The organism is Klebsiella sp. HMSC09D12 (genome assembly GCF_001808475.1).
GTDB lineage: Bacteria > Pseudomonadota > Gammaproteobacteria > Enterobacterales > Enterobacteriaceae > Klebsiella > Klebsiella oxytoca.
In genome coordinates this window covers 19,618-33,375 of record NZ_KV793512.1, presented here as the reverse complement: position 1 = coordinate 33,375, position 13,758 = coordinate 19,618, and the positions used below count along the sequence as shown (strand labels likewise).

General features: G+C 55.0%; 12 protein-coding genes. 10 read left to right on the top strand and 2 right to left on the bottom strand.

All coding sequences use genetic code 11. The features are described from left to right. The first annotated feature begins 5 nt into the window (after window positions 1-5). The gene (locus HMPREF3178_RS28410; RefSeq protein WP_004112178.1) at window positions 6-800 is read left to right on the top strand and encodes a metal-dependent hydrolase; all 795 of its coding nucleotides are present in this window, start codon (window positions 6-8) and stop codon (window positions 798-800) included. Between the two features lie 298 nt (window positions 801-1,098). Then, the gene (gene ptsG, locus HMPREF3178_RS28405; RefSeq protein WP_004101102.1) at window positions 1,099-2,532 is read left to right on the top strand and encodes a PTS glucose transporter subunit IIBC; all 1,434 of its coding nucleotides are present in this window, start codon (window positions 1,099-1,101) and stop codon (window positions 2,530-2,532) included. A gap of 99 nt (window positions 2,533-2,631) precedes the next feature. Here the strand turns inward: ptsG and fhuE are convergent, their stop codons facing one another. Beyond that, the gene (fhuE, locus tag HMPREF3178_RS28400; RefSeq protein ID WP_017146122.1) at window positions 2,632-4,815 is read right to left on the bottom strand and encodes a ferric-rhodotorulic acid/ferric-coprogen receptor FhuE; all 2,184 of its coding nucleotides are present in this window, start codon (window positions 4,813-4,815) and stop codon (window positions 2,632-2,634) included. Window positions 4,816-5,168: 353 nt separating this feature from the next. Between fhuE and hinT the strand changes: the two genes are divergently transcribed. The 8 genes from hinT (at window position 5,169) to HMPREF3178_RS28355 (ending at window position 11,280) form a co-directional block, all read left to right on the top strand. Beyond that, entirely contained in the window at window positions 5,169-5,525 is a 357-nt protein-coding gene (gene hinT, locus HMPREF3178_RS28390) for a purine nucleoside phosphoramidase (RefSeq protein ID WP_004112181.1), read from the top strand. A gap of 5 nt (window positions 5,526-5,530) precedes the next feature. Next, entirely contained in the window at window positions 5,531-5,905 is a 375-nt protein-coding gene (locus tag HMPREF3178_RS28385) for a YcfL family putative periplasmic lipoprotein (protein WP_014228846.1), read from the top strand. Between the two features lie 12 nt (window positions 5,906-5,917). Then, a complete protein-coding gene (gene lpoB / locus HMPREF3178_RS28380; protein WP_004101106.1) occupies window positions 5,918-6,553 on the top strand; it encodes a penicillin-binding protein activator LpoB in 636 nt (211 codons plus the stop codon). Further along, window positions 6,534-7,352 (top strand): thiamine kinase, encoded by an 819-nt coding sequence (gene thiK / locus HMPREF3178_RS28375; protein WP_016807627.1) that lies wholly within the window; start codon window positions 6,534-6,536, stop codon window positions 7,350-7,352. Before lpoB ends, thiK begins: the two co-directional genes overlap by 20 nt. Before the next feature lie 31 nt (window positions 7,353-7,383). Beyond that, window positions 7,384-8,394 (top strand): beta-N-acetylhexosaminidase, encoded by a 1,011-nt coding sequence (nagZ, locus tag HMPREF3178_RS28370; RefSeq protein WP_029779317.1) that lies wholly within the window; start codon window positions 7,384-7,386, stop codon window positions 8,392-8,394. A 36-nt stretch (window positions 8,395-8,430) separates the two neighbouring features. Further along, window positions 8,431-8,973, top strand: coding sequence for an alpha/beta hydrolase YcfP (ycfP, locus tag HMPREF3178_RS28365; protein ID WP_004101110.1), 543 nt, complete (start codon window positions 8,431-8,433; stop codon window positions 8,971-8,973). A gap of 233 nt (window positions 8,974-9,206) precedes the next feature. Then, window positions 9,207-10,511, top strand: a complete 1,305-nt coding sequence (locus HMPREF3178_RS28360; protein ID WP_004101125.1) for an NAD(P)/FAD-dependent oxidoreductase — start codon at window positions 9,207-9,209, stop codon at window positions 10,509-10,511. A gap of 229 nt (window positions 10,512-10,740) precedes the next feature. Next, complete coding sequence (locus tag HMPREF3178_RS28355) at window positions 10,741-11,280, top strand: glycine zipper 2TM domain-containing protein (protein WP_004101127.1); 540 nt, start codon at window positions 10,741-10,743, stop codon at window positions 11,278-11,280. A gap of 56 nt (window positions 11,281-11,336) precedes the next feature. Here the strand turns inward: HMPREF3178_RS28355 and HMPREF3178_RS28350 are convergent, their stop codons facing one another. Then, window positions 11,337-13,514: a TonB-dependent siderophore receptor gene (locus HMPREF3178_RS28350; protein ID WP_016807630.1), complete on the bottom strand. Its 2,178-nt coding sequence runs from the start codon at window positions 13,512-13,514 to the stop codon at window positions 11,337-11,339. Window positions 13,515-13,758: the final 244 nt, after the last annotated feature.

Sequence of the window (13,758 nt, the reverse complement as noted above, 5' to 3'; positions counted from 1 at the left end):
ACATTATGTTTTTAGTCGACTCCCATTGCCATCTCGATGGCCTGGATTATCAAACGCTGCATAAAAACGTGGACGATGTGCTGGCTAAAGCCGCCGCCCGCGATGTGAAATTTTGCCTGGCGGTGGCCACAACCCTGCCGGGATATCGCGGTATGCGCGAGCTGGTGGGCCAGCGTAACGACGTCGTTTTCTCCTGCGGCGTGCATCCGTTGAACCAGGATGAAGAGTACGACGTTGAGGCGCTGCGCCAGCTCGCCGCAGAGGATGGCGTGGTGGCGATGGGTGAAACCGGACTGGATTATTTCTACACGCCGGAAACCAAAGCGCGCCAGCAGACGTCGTTTCGCGACCATATCCGGATAGGCCGGGAGCTGAATAAGCCGGTTATCGTGCATACCCGAGATGCCCGCGCCGATACGCTGGAAATTTTACGCGAAGAAAAAGTGACGGATTGCGGTGGCGTACTACACTGTTTCACTGAGGATAGAGAGACAGCGGGTAAGCTGCTGGATATGGGGTTCTACATCTCGTTTTCCGGCATTGTGACGTTCCGTAATGCGGAGCAGCTTCGCGATGCGGCGCGCTATGTACCTCTCGATCGCCTGTTGGTAGAGACCGATTCGCCGTATCTGGCTCCGGTACCGCATCGTGGTAAAGAGAACCAACCGGCATTGGTCAGGGATGTCGCCGAGTATATGGCGGTTCTTAAAGGCGTATCGCTGGAGCAACTGGCACAACAGACCACGGAAAATTTCGCGACGCTTTTTCATATCGACCCCTCCCGGCTGCAACCTCTCTGATATTCCTTATTATTTTAAGGCTCGTAATTAATAGCTAAAGCGAGTAAAGTTCACCGCCACAAATGGGGCGGTGAAGGTTTTTTGGTAACATTCAGACACGAGTTATGTAAACCAGTGTAAGTTTTTGGCTCGTGTCTGATTGAAACGTGATAGCCGTCAAACAATCATCCCGGTAATTATTTTACTCTGTGTAATAAATAAAGGGCGCTTAGATGTCCTGTCCACGGCGCGGTTCTCCCCCCGGGCCAATGCGTGAAAGCGTAAAAAAAGCACCAAATACTCAGGAGCACTCTCAATTATGTTTAAGAATGCATTTGCTAACCTGCAGAAGGTCGGTAAATCGCTGATGCTGCCGGTATCCGTACTGCCTATCGCAGGTATCCTGCTGGGCGTCGGTTCCGCAAACTTCAGCTGGCTGCCAGCCGTAGTTTCCCACGTCATGGCAGAAGCGGGCGGTTCAGTCTTCGCTAACATGCCGCTGATTTTTGCTATCGGTGTCGCACTTGGCTTCACCAATAACGACGGCGTATCCGCTCTGGCATCGGTCGTCGCTTACGGCATCATGGTGAAAACCATGTCCGTGGTTGCGCCTCTGGTTCTGCATTTACCTGCTGAAGAGATTGCGGCTAAACACCTTGCAGATACCGGCGTACTCGGCGGTATCATCTCGGGTGCCATCGCAGCGTACATGTTCAACCGCTTCTATCGCATCAAGCTGCCTGAGTATCTGGGCTTCTTTGCGGGCAAGCGTTTTGTGCCAATTATCTCCGGTCTGGCAGCGATTTTCACGGGCGTGATCCTGTCCTTTATCTGGCCGCCGATCGGTACTGCCATCCAGACGTTCTCCCAGTGGGCTGCTTACCAGAACCCGGTTGTCGCGTTCGGTATCTACGGCTTCATTGAACGTTGCCTGGTGCCGTTTGGTCTGCACCATATCTGGAACGTACCTTTCCAGATGCAGATTGGCGAATACACCAACGCAGCAGGTCAGGTCTTCCACGGCGATATTCCGCGCTACATGGCAGGCGACCCAACGGCGGGCAAACTGTCCGGCGGCTTCCTGTTCAAAATGTACGGTCTGCCGGCTGCCGCTATCGCTATCTGGCACTCTGCTAAGCCAGAAAACCGCGCGAAAGTGGGCGGTATCATGATCTCCGCAGCGCTGACCTCGTTCCTGACCGGTATCACCGAGCCGATCGAGTTCTCCTTCATGTTCGTTGCGCCGATCCTGTACATTATCCACGCAATTCTGGCGGGCCTGGCCTTCCCGATCTGTATCCTGCTGGGTATGCGTGACGGGACGTCGTTCTCTCACGGCCTGATCGACTTTATCGTTCTCTCCGGCAACAGCAGCAAGCTGTGGCTGTTCCCGATCGTCGGTATCTGCTACGCGATCGTGTACTACGTGGTCTTCCGCGTGCTGATTAAAGCGCTGGATCTGAAAACTCCGGGTCGCGAAGATGCAACCGAAGACAGCAAAGCTGGCGCGACCAGCGAAATGGCTCCGGCACTGATCGCTGCTTTCGGCGGTAAAGAGAACATTACTAACCTTGACGCATGTATCACTCGTCTGCGCGTGAGCGTGGCGGATGTGGCGAAAGTTGATCAGGCTGGCCTGAAAAAACTGGGCGCCGCAGGCGTGGTTGTTGCAGGTTCGGGCGTTCAGGCTATTTTCGGTACTAAATCCGATAACCTGAAAACTGAAATGGATGAATACATCCGCAACAGCTAAGTTGTGATATGGGGAGACTAAGGCAGCCAACTGGCTGCCTTTTTTAATGGCCGCAGGCGTTAAAAGCGCGCCCGCGGATTTTGTCACGTTAACCAGAGATCAGAACTGATAGCTGGCGGTAATGCTGAAGTTGCGCGGTTCGCCGTAGACAATTGAACCATCGATGTTGGTGTCGTAGGTTTTATCGAACAGGTTATTGACGTTACCCTGCAAAGCAAAATTTTTAGTGACCTGGTAGCGAGTGAACAAATCAACCAGCGCGTAGCTGCCCTGTTCCGCACGGAAGGTGCCGTATGGCGTCGCGGTATCTTTATATACCCGGTTCTGCCAGTTAACGCCGCCGCCAACGGTCAGTTCAGGCATTACCGGCAGACGGTAGCTGGTAAACAGTTTGACGCTGGTTCGCGGCAGGTTGGGATTCACCGCATTGCCTTCATTATCTTCAGCGACAAAACGCGTCGCCCCAAAGGTCATCTGCCAGTTATCGGTAATCGCACCGTTGATTTCGAACTCCACCCCTTTGCTCACGGTTCCATCGACGGTTTTATAGGCTGCTTCGCCGTTGCTACCGGGGATTTGCCCGCCGGTCGCCTGGCCGAGATTATCCTGCTCGATGCGGAATATCGCGAGAGTCGTGGTTAATCGGCTGTCCATCCAGTCCGACTTCAGGCCCACTTCATAGTTATTCCCGGTAATCGGCGTCAGATACTTACCCGAGCTATCGCGCTTGTTCTGCGGCTGGAAGACCGAGGTATAGCTGGTGTAGGCCGACCAATTGTCGTTTATGTCGTAAACCAGTCCGGCGTATGGGGTGGTATGATTTTTCTCCATGTTGTAGGTCAGCGTCTCAATGCTCCAGTTGTTATAGCGGACGCCAAGGATCAGATGCAGCGGATCAAGCAGGGAAATACGCGTCGCGGCATACAGTGATTTCATGCGCGTGGTATCGTCCTGCGCCAGACTCTGCGGGCCCCAGCTGGTTTCCGGGAACCCAGCGCTATTGAAGCTGTAGAAGCTGCCAATCTCATTGGGGAAGACGTTTGCCCACGAGCTGAAATAGCGGTTATTTTGCTTGCTGTAGCTGCCGCCTATCATCAGATTATGCTGGCGGCCGAACAGGTCGTAGCCGCCGTCGGTGAACAGATCCACGGCGTCGACTTTACGCTTTCCGCTATTCCAGCCGGTACCGCCTACGTAGTCATAGCCCGGACCGTAGCTGCTATAAGGCCCCTCCAGCATCCCGGTCGCTTTATTGACGTAAGCATCTACGTACATCATTTTGCTGTCGAACTTGACCTCGGAGTGAGTGGCGTTCAGCGTTGCCTGCCAGGTATCAGCAAAGCGTTGTTTCAGCGTAACGAAGACTTTATTGATCTCTTTGTCGTTATAGGCCCAGTCTGGAGCGGTGCTGTGGGCGCGATCGTAACGGTTTGTGCTGCCATCGGTATTCCAGCGCGGCAGACCGCCCCATGTCGGGCTATTGACGTTGATACGCTGATACTCGTAGCCGGCGGATAAACTGGTCGACGTCGCGAGATCCGCATCCACAATCCCCGAGAAGAACGTTTTTTCGCTGTTGTAACGATCGAGCCATGAGTCATTATTTTGATAACCAGCGATAATGCGCGCCCGCACGTTGCCATCTTCGATTAGCGGACTTTGCATATCGGCAACGTAGCGCTGCTTGTTCCAGCTGCCGTACTCCGCAGAGACATTTCCCTTGAACTCGCGGCTGGTCGCATGCTTACGGATCATATTGATCGACGCGGCGGGATTACCGGTGCCGGTCAGCAGACCATTCGCGCCGCGGACGACCTCCACCCGTTCGAAAAGAGCCATATCGGAAAGCGCGTCGCCCAGATTCCAGCGGGATTCAAACCAGGTCGGAATGCCATCGACCATATAGTTATCGATCTCAAAACCACGAGAGTAGTAGCTGGTGCGGTCAGAATCTGCCTGGCTGCTGCTGATCCCCATGGTGTGCTCCATCACATCACCCAGCGTTTGCAACTGCTGATCGCGCATCCGTTGTTCGGTGATGATACTGACCGATTGCGGGATATCGCGCTGGGCCATCTCCATTTTTGTCCCTGCGGAGGTAGTTTTGACGCTGTAATCCTGTTCTTGCGTATCCGAAGCGCTATCTGCGGAACCTTCTACAATAATAGTGTCTTCGGAGTGACTGGCAGCCTGGCTAAGGTTTGGGGAGAGCGCCAGCGCTATGCCCATCGCAAGCAGGGATGGAGCGTTTCGCCCATCCCGGGAGTGAGTGGAGAGAGACATCATAAACCCTTGATCATGAGATAATTGTTATTCGCTACGGCTCTCTGGCCGCGGTCGATCGTAAGCGCACTGCATTCATTTTGAATACAAATGAGAAATATACGCATTAATATTTAAGCTGTAAATAAGGGTAAGCATGAAGGTCATAAAGGCGTTATTTCTGCCGTTGCATCGTTTCCAGGTAATAAACGATTAATCCGTCGGCAGCCAGGCGCTTTGTGGCGTAAGAAAAAACGCATTCAGGTTGAAAGAGGGGGAGTAACTCGCTCATACTCTTAGAGGAATTTCGTGCGTCCGCGTTTACCTGCAGGGGCAGGCCAGTGCACGGTATAAAAATGATTAAGGAATCAGTCATGGCAGAAGAAACGATTTTCAGCAAAATCATTCGCCGGGAGATCCCGTCGGATGTGGTTTATCAGGATGAGCTCGTTACCGCTTTTCGCGATATCTCTCCGCAGGCACCGACCCATATTCTGATCGTTCCCAATATCCTGATTCCCACCGTCAATGATGTGACCGCAGAGCATGAGCTGGCTCTGGGGCGCATGATGACCGTAGCGGCGAAAATCGCCCGCGACGAGGGGCTCGCCGACGATGGCTATCGCCTGATCGTTAACTGCAATCGCCACGGCGGCCAGGAGGTCTATCATATCCATATGCACCTGCTGGGCGGCCGTCCGTTAGGCCCGATGCTGGCTCATAAAGGTTAAACTCCATGCGTGCAGCCCATTTCGGCGCATTACTGGCCGTGACACTACTGGCCGGGTGCAGTTCGCATCCGGAAATACCGGTCAGCGATCAGCAAAGTCTGGTGATGGAATCAAACGTACTGGCAGCAGGAATCAGCGCTGAAGTACCAACGGTAACCGCATCCGAGATTCAGGCGACGGCGACCACCAGATTGTTCAATGAACGCCAGGTTCCGGTGACCGTGCATTATCGCTTTTTCTGGTATGACGCCAGGGGACTGGAAATGCATCCGCTGGAGTCTGCACGCAGCATAACGGTTCCTGCGCACTCTTCCGTTACGCTTTATGGCAGCGCCAATATTCTGGGGGCGCACAAGGCCCGACTTTATCTTTATCTGTAAGAGGTAATCGTAATGATTAAACTATGTCGCTATGCATTAGTTACCGCACTGGCGATATTCCTTGCCGGATGCGTGGGTCAACGTCAGGAACCCGCTCCCGTTGAGGAAGCGCAGCCGAAGCCGCAGCAGCCTGTTCAGCCGCAGCCGACTGTGCCGACTATTCCCGTGATACCGACCCAGCCGGGTCCGATTGAACACGGCGAGCAGCCTGCGCAGCCGGCGCCGCGCGTGCGTCATTTTGACTGGCACTCCGCGGTGCAGCCGATGATTGGTCAGATGCTGCAGGCCAGCGGCGTAAATGCGGGCAGCATTTTGCTGGTCGACAGCGTCAACAACCGCACTAACGGCACGTTGAATGCGGGTGAAGCCACCACGGCGCTGCGTAATGCGCTTGAGGGTAACGGAAAATTCACCCTGGTTTCCCAGCAGCAGCTGGGCGTGGCCAAACAGCAGCTTGGCCTGTCGCCACAGGATAGCCTTGGTAGTCGCAGCAAAGCGATGGGCATTGCGCGCACCGTTGGCGCACAGTATGTGCTCTATTCCAACGCAACCGGCAACGTCAATTCACCTGAGCTGAAAATGCAGCTGATGCTGGTACAAACCGGCGAAATTATCTGGTCGGGTAAAGGTGCTGTTCAGCAACAATAAGCTCACGCGCGACGAAGTGCTGTCGCGCTTTTTCCCCCACTATACGCCTGTCGCCGCGCTGTCCGAAACCGGGCTGAGCGGCGGCAGCTGTATTCTCAGCGATGGCCGGCGAAAGCGGGTGCTGCGCCAGCCGCACGACCCGCATGCGCCGTCCTGCGACTTCCGCCGCCAGTACCGTGTGCTTTCCCGCCTTCCCAATACCTTAGCGCCTGCGCCGGTTTTTTATTCTCCCGCCTGGATGGTGGTGGAATATTGCTCTGGCGACGTGGTCAACGCATTACCGGAGTGTCCGGCGCTCGCAGGGTTGCTGTATCATCTGCACCGGCAGCCACGCTTTGGCTGGCGTGTCGCGCTTCGGCCGCTGCTTGAGCGTTACTGGCAGCAGTGCAGTCCTGCGCGCCGTACACCGCTGTGGCTACGGTGGCATAAGCGGCTGCTTCGCCGGGGCGAACCGCAGCCGTTACGTCTGGCGCCCTTACATATGGATGTCCATGCGGGCAATATTGTTCGCGGCGAGGCGGGACTGCGGCTGATTGACTGGGAATATGCGGGCGATGGCGATATCGCGCTGGAACTGGCGGCGGTGTGGATCGACCCCGTTGCGCATCGCCAGCTTACCGCAGAGTATGCGCGACAGGCGCACATTGATGAGCTTCAGCTCTGGCGGCAAATTCAGCGCTGGCGCCCTTGGGTGCGGCTGCTGATGGCGGGCTGGTATGAACGACGCTGGCAGCAAACCGGCGACCGGCAGTTTATCACGCTGGCCGATGAGATATGGCGTCAGTTAGACAAAAAATAAAAGGATAAGAGAGGTGGCTGTGGGCCCGGTAATGTTGGATGTCGAAGGTTTTGAACTGGATGCGGAAGAGCGTGAGATTCTGGCGCATCCTTTGGTTGGCGGGCTGATCCTGTTTACCCGCAACTATCACGATCCGGCGCAGCTGCGTGAGCTGGTTCGCCAGATCCGCGAGGCTTCGCGCAACCATCTGGTGGTGGCGGTCGATCAAGAAGGCGGTCGCGTGCAGCGTTTCCGCGAGGGCTTTACCCGTCTTCCTGCAGCGCAATCCTTCGCCGCCCTGCTAGGCATGGAAGAGGGCGGCCGGCTGGCCGCAGAAGCCGGTTGGCTGATGGCCAGCGAAATGATCGCTATGGATATTGATATCAGCTTTGCGCCGGTGCTGGATGTCGGACATATCAGCGCCGCTATTGGCGAGCGCTCTTATCATCAGGACCCCGACAAGGCGCTGGCGATAGCTCGCCATTTCATCGATGGCATGCACGGCGCGGGTATGAAAACCACCGGCAAGCACTTCCCGGGGCATGGGGCGGTGACGGCAGACTCTCACAAAGAGACGCCGCGCGATCCGCGTGCGGAAGCGGAAATTCGCGCGAAAGATATGGCCGTGTTCCGCACGCTGATTGGCGAGCAGCGTCTGGATGCTATTATGCCCGCCCACGTTATTTACAGCGACGTTGACCCCCGTCCCGCCAGCGGCTCCGCGCACTGGCTGAAAACGGTCCTGCGCGGCGAGCTGGGATTTGACGGCGTAATATTCTCTGACGATCTGTCAATGGAAGGCGCGGCGATTATGGGCAGCTATGCCGAACGCGGCCAGGCGTCCCTGGATGCGGGTTGCGATATGATCCTTGTCTGCAATAATCGTAAGGGTGCGGTCAGCGTGCTGGATAACCTGTCGCCGATCAAAGCAGAGCGTGTTACGAAATTGTATCATAAAGGTTCCATTAGCCGTCAGGCGTTAAGGGATTCCGCCCGCTGGAAGACAATAAGCGCGCAGCTGGAGCAGCTTCACGCGCGCTGGCAAGAGGCGAAGTCCGCGTAATATACCTGAAAGGCGTTGTTGTCTGGTGAGGATGCGATGATTATCTATTTACATGGTTTTGACTCAAACAGCCCCGGTAACCATGAGAAGGTGCTACAGCTTCAGTTTATTGACCCCGATGTCCGGTTAATTAGCTACAGCACGCGGCATCCTAAACATGATATGCAGCATTTGTTAAAAGAAGTCGATAAAATGCTGCAGCTAAGCGCCGACGATCGACCCCTCATTTGCGGCGTGGGTCTCGGTGGTTTCTGGGCGGAGAGAATTGGCTTTCTTTGCGATATTCGCCAGGCCGTTTTCAACCCCAACCTGTTTCCTGATGAAAATATGGAAGGCAAGATTGACCGGCCGGAAGAGTATGCGGATATCGCCACCAAGTGCGTGAATAATTTCCGTGAAAAAAACCGCGACCGCTGCCTGGTGGTGCTGTCACGACAGGATGAAGCGCTGGATAGCCAGCGTTCTGCGGACCTGCTGCACCACTACTATGAGATCATCTGGGATGAAGAACAGACCCACAAGTTTAAAAATATCTCCCCGCATCTCCAGCGAATAAAAGCCTTCAAAACCCTCGGCTAATCGCTCCCGGCCCGCAATGTGAAAACAATGCGGGCTTTTTTTATCCATTTCTGCGATTGCGAGCTCAAAAAATATGCAGTAAAACTTGATGCATATCAATTTTGGTATGACCAATGCACCGTTCATGTTATTCTCGATCTCGCTGAATGGTTTCAATGCCGTAACCTGTTGTTAATTAAAGGCTATATCAATAACTTTTAATTAACAATTGGTTAATAATTTTAGGGGGTCGCGTGACTACACCATTGAAAAAAATAGTGATTGTGGGTGGTGGTGCCGGTGGGCTGGAGCTGGCTACCCAGCTGGGTAAAAAGCTGGGCCGCAATAAGAAAGCCAAAATTACGCTGGTCGATCGTAACCACAGCCACCTGTGGAAACCGCTGCTACATGAAGTAGCGACCGGTTCACTTGATGAAGGTGTAGACGCGCTGAGCTACCTGGCCCACGCCCGTAACCACGGCTTCCAGTTCCAGCTGGGGTCAGTGGTGGATATTAACCGCGAGACCAAAACGATCGCCCTTGCTGAACTGCGTAACGAAAAGGGTGAGCTGCTGGTACCTGAGCGTAAGCTGCCTTACGACACGCTGGTGATGGCACTGGGAAGTACCTCTAACGACTTCAATACGCCAGGGGTTAAAGAAAACTGCATTTTCCTCGACAACCCGCATCAGGCGCGTCGTTTCCATCAGGAAATGCTGGATCTGTTCCTCAAGTACTCGGCGAATCTTGGGGCGGACGGTAAGGTGAATATCGCCATCGTAGGCGGCGGCGCAACCGGCGTTGAGCTGTCGGCCGAGCTGCATAACGCGGTGAAGCAGCTGCACAGCTATGGCTATAAAGGTCTGACCAATGAAGCCCTTAACGTGACGCTGGTTGAAGCCGGCGAGCGTATTCTGCCGGCACTGCCGCCGCGTATCTCCGGCGCGGCGCACAACGAGCTGACCAAGCTGGGCGTTCGCGTTTTGACCAAAACCATGGTCACCAGCGCCGATGCTAACGGTCTGCACACGAAAGAAGGCGAATTTATTAACGCGGATCTGATGGTCTGGGCGGCCGGCATTAAAGCGCCGGACTTCATGAAAGAGATTGGCGGCCTGGAAACCAACCGCATTAACCAGCTGGTGGTTGAGCCGACGCTGCAAACCACTCGCGACGAGGATATCTACGCCATTGGCGACTGCGCCTCCTGCGCCCGTCCTGAAGGCGGTTTTGTCCCACCGCGCGCTCAGGCTGCGCACCAGATGGCGACCTGCGCTCTGCACAACATTCTGGCGCAGATGAAAGGTAAACCCCTTAAAGCCTATACCTATAAGGATCACGGTTCGCTGGTGTCGCTCTCCAACTATTCCACCGTGGGCAGCCTGATGGGCAACCTGATGCGCGGTTCAATGATGATTGAAGGGCGCATTGCGCGTTTCGTCTATATCTCTCTGTACCGTATGCACCAGATTGCGCTGCACGGTTACTTCAAAACCGGCCTGATGATGCTGGTAGGGCGTATCAACCGTATTATTCGCCCGCGCCTGAAGCTGCATTAATGTTGTTCGGGCGGCAGAGCCAAAAGGTGCTGTCGCCCGGATCCCTCCGCTAAGCTTTCCCCCGGAAATATCCAGAATATCCTCCTGTCTTTTCCGTAAAACCCCCTCAGATTTCTCCGAATCACCTTGATTTGCCGTACGTTCACGCACTTTTCATCCGCTTTCTTATTTGCAAGGCTTATGGCTGAGCGGCAAACTTAGCGGTAATAGCAACAAAGGAGGATGTCCCGTGAATAAATCTATGTTGGCGGGTATAGGGATTGGCGTGGCTGCCGCGCTGGGCGTTGCAGCCGTTGCCGGTCTTAACGTGTTAGATCGCGGACCGCAGTATGCGCAGGTGGTGTCCAGTACGCCGATAAAAGAGAGCATTAAAACCCCGCGTAAAGAGTGCCGAAACGTCACCGTCACTCATCGTCGCCCGGTGCAGGATGAAAACCGTATTGCCGGTTCAGTCTTAGGCGCAGTGGCCGGCGGGGTGATTGGTCATCAGTTCGGCGGCGGCCGCGGCCGCGACGTTGCCACCGTCGTGGGCGCGCTGGGCGGCGGCTATGCTGGTAACCAGATTCAGGGCTCAATGCAGGAAGGGGACACCTACACAACCACGCAGCAGCGCTGTAAAACGGTGTATGACAAATCGGAAAAAATGCTCGGCTATGACGTCACTTACAAAATCGGCGACCAGCAGGGCAAAATCCGTATGGATCGCGACCCCGGCGCGCAAATCCCGCTGGACAGCAATGGTCAACTGATTCTGACTAACAAAGCGTAAAAAAGATGTTTATCTCTATTAGCCCCTCAGTCGCTCAGGCCGAGGGGCTTTTTTTATCAGAAGCTCAGTGCGTAGTTCAGGCCAAAGGTACGGCCGCGACCTTTATATTCGTACAGAGAGCTGCTGCCGTAGGTTGGGCTGTAGAGCAGCGGCGCGCGCTGGCCCCAGACGGTGACATAATCTTCATTAAGCAGGTTCTCGATACTGAAGGTCAGTTTGCCAAGAGGTAGCGCGTAGCTGCCGATAAAGTCCACGGTATTATAACCATCAAGCTTATTGCCGCTGGCATCGCTGAGATCGAATACCTGTTGGCTCTGTACCCGCAGCGACCACGGTTCGGGCGCCCAGCCAACCCAGGCGGTGGCTTTTGACGGCGAGGCGAGCGTCACGTCCCACTTCTGCCAGCTACCGTCACTCTTCACCTGAGATTTCAGCACGTTAAAGTTAGCTCCGGCGCTCCAGTCGCTATTCGGGAAGAAGTAATCTACGGCCCCTTCAAGGCCGTAAATACGGCGTTTATCGGACTGCACGTCGATGGTCATGTCGGTACGGTTAACAACAATCGTCTTATCGGAGGTCGAATAGTATGCCGCCAGCTGGGTGCGCAGGTTATCACCGGTATAGCGCCAGCCCAGTTCGTAAGAGTTGACTTTGATCCCCTGCAGCGGCGAGTCGCCGACGTTAACGCTGGAGAGAAGCGGGAGATGGCCGTTGACCGCCGCGCCGTACTTGCCGATGCCGTAGTATTTCCCCGGGTCCGGTAGCTCAACGCCCTGAGAGAAGTTAAACCAGGTTTGCTGGCGGTCGGTGAGATGAGCAACGATCCCGGCGTTAAACAGGAAGTTATCGTAATCGGTTTTTCCGCCCGGAATGGCATCCGCCGAGCTGACCTTACCGCCGGCGACATCCTGCTGCTGGGCATAGCCAACAAAGTCATCGACCCGGTTTTCCGTCCACTGGTAACGTACGCCGCCGCTGAGGGTGAAAATATCGTTCAGATCGTAGCTGGACTGCAGGAACGGCGCCAGGTTGGTAATGCTGTAGCCGGGATAACGGCCAGTGGTATAGATTGCCTGGTTATTCAGGCCCCCGGAAGACATTGATCGATTCAGATCGAAGAACATCTGATTGGCGTTGAACGTTTCGTGGTCCGCATCCAGCCCCCAGGTCAGGTCCCATCCGTCCAGCGGCTGGCTGTTAAGGGTGACTTTCGCCCCGTATTGATCGGTATCCTGTTTTGAGGATGAGAAGCTGCTAACCTGGCCTTTGCTCAGCGTAGGGAAGGGATAAAAGGACAAGGATTCATCGCGATAATAAACCTGACTGACGAGGTTCTGGCCAAGGAAATCGGCATCGGAATACTGCAGGCTAATGAGGTGACGCTCGGTGCCGGGTACGCGGTCCGAGTTCAGACCATCGGTGGTAAAGGCCTTGCCGTCGCCGGTCACCGCCGACATATTTTTCCCCAGGTACAGGCCATAATCGTCGCCCTGGCTTTTATAATACTGCGTAACCAGCTGCAGCTGACGGTTATCGTCAATTTCAATGGTTCCCGTCCCCATGACGTCGAGGCGATCGGAATGCTGCAGGCCGGTCTGGGTATTATCCAGGATTAGCGCATCGTGGTTACCGTCATACCAGCCGCCGAAGCGCTGATAAGCGACCGACAAACGACCGGAAGCGTGGTCGGTACCGCCGCTGACCGCTGCCGCCACGCGTTCATCGCGATCGTTGCTATTAGCAAAGCCGGATTTGCCTCCCAGTTCCAGATCGACCTGACGCTCTTGTTGTCCCTTTTTGGTGACGATATTGATAAGACCACCGGTACTGCCGCCGCCGTAGAGCGAGGTGGCGCCGGAGATCACCTCAATGTGTTCAATGTTAAACGGATCGATTGAATCCAGCTGGCGACTGTCGGTACGGGAGGAGTTAAGGCGAACGCCATCGATCAGGACGACGATCGCGCGGCCGCGCATGTTCATGCCGTAGTTGGTGCGTCCCTGGCTGCTGACGTCGATGCCAGGGATCAGCTGCGCAAGCACATCTTTAAATTCTTTACCGCCCTGTACCTGCTGTTCAATCTCCTGGCCTTCAATGACCCAGGTGGTCTGCGCCATTTCAGCGACGGTGCGATGCGTTCGGTTAGCGCTGACGATCATATTGTCATCAGCGGCCCAGGCGGGCAGGGCGGTTGCCAGCAGCAGTGGGTTGAGTACCCAGAGACGCTTGTTCATGCTCATTCCTTTTATGAGTTTATGCCCGTCATTCTTCAAGTCGCAGGTGTTGGCTTTGGATTACTCGGCCCATCCATGGCGCTGGCCCCTACGGGGCCAGCACTAGCGCAGTTCAAGGCACAAGTACCTTGTCCTGCAACTCGAATTAGTTAGGGCTAACGATATCGTTGTTTTAATTTTCCGGTACGGGTGCACCGGTTGTTACAGGGTGAAATAAACAGAAATGTTTAAGGCTGAATTCTGC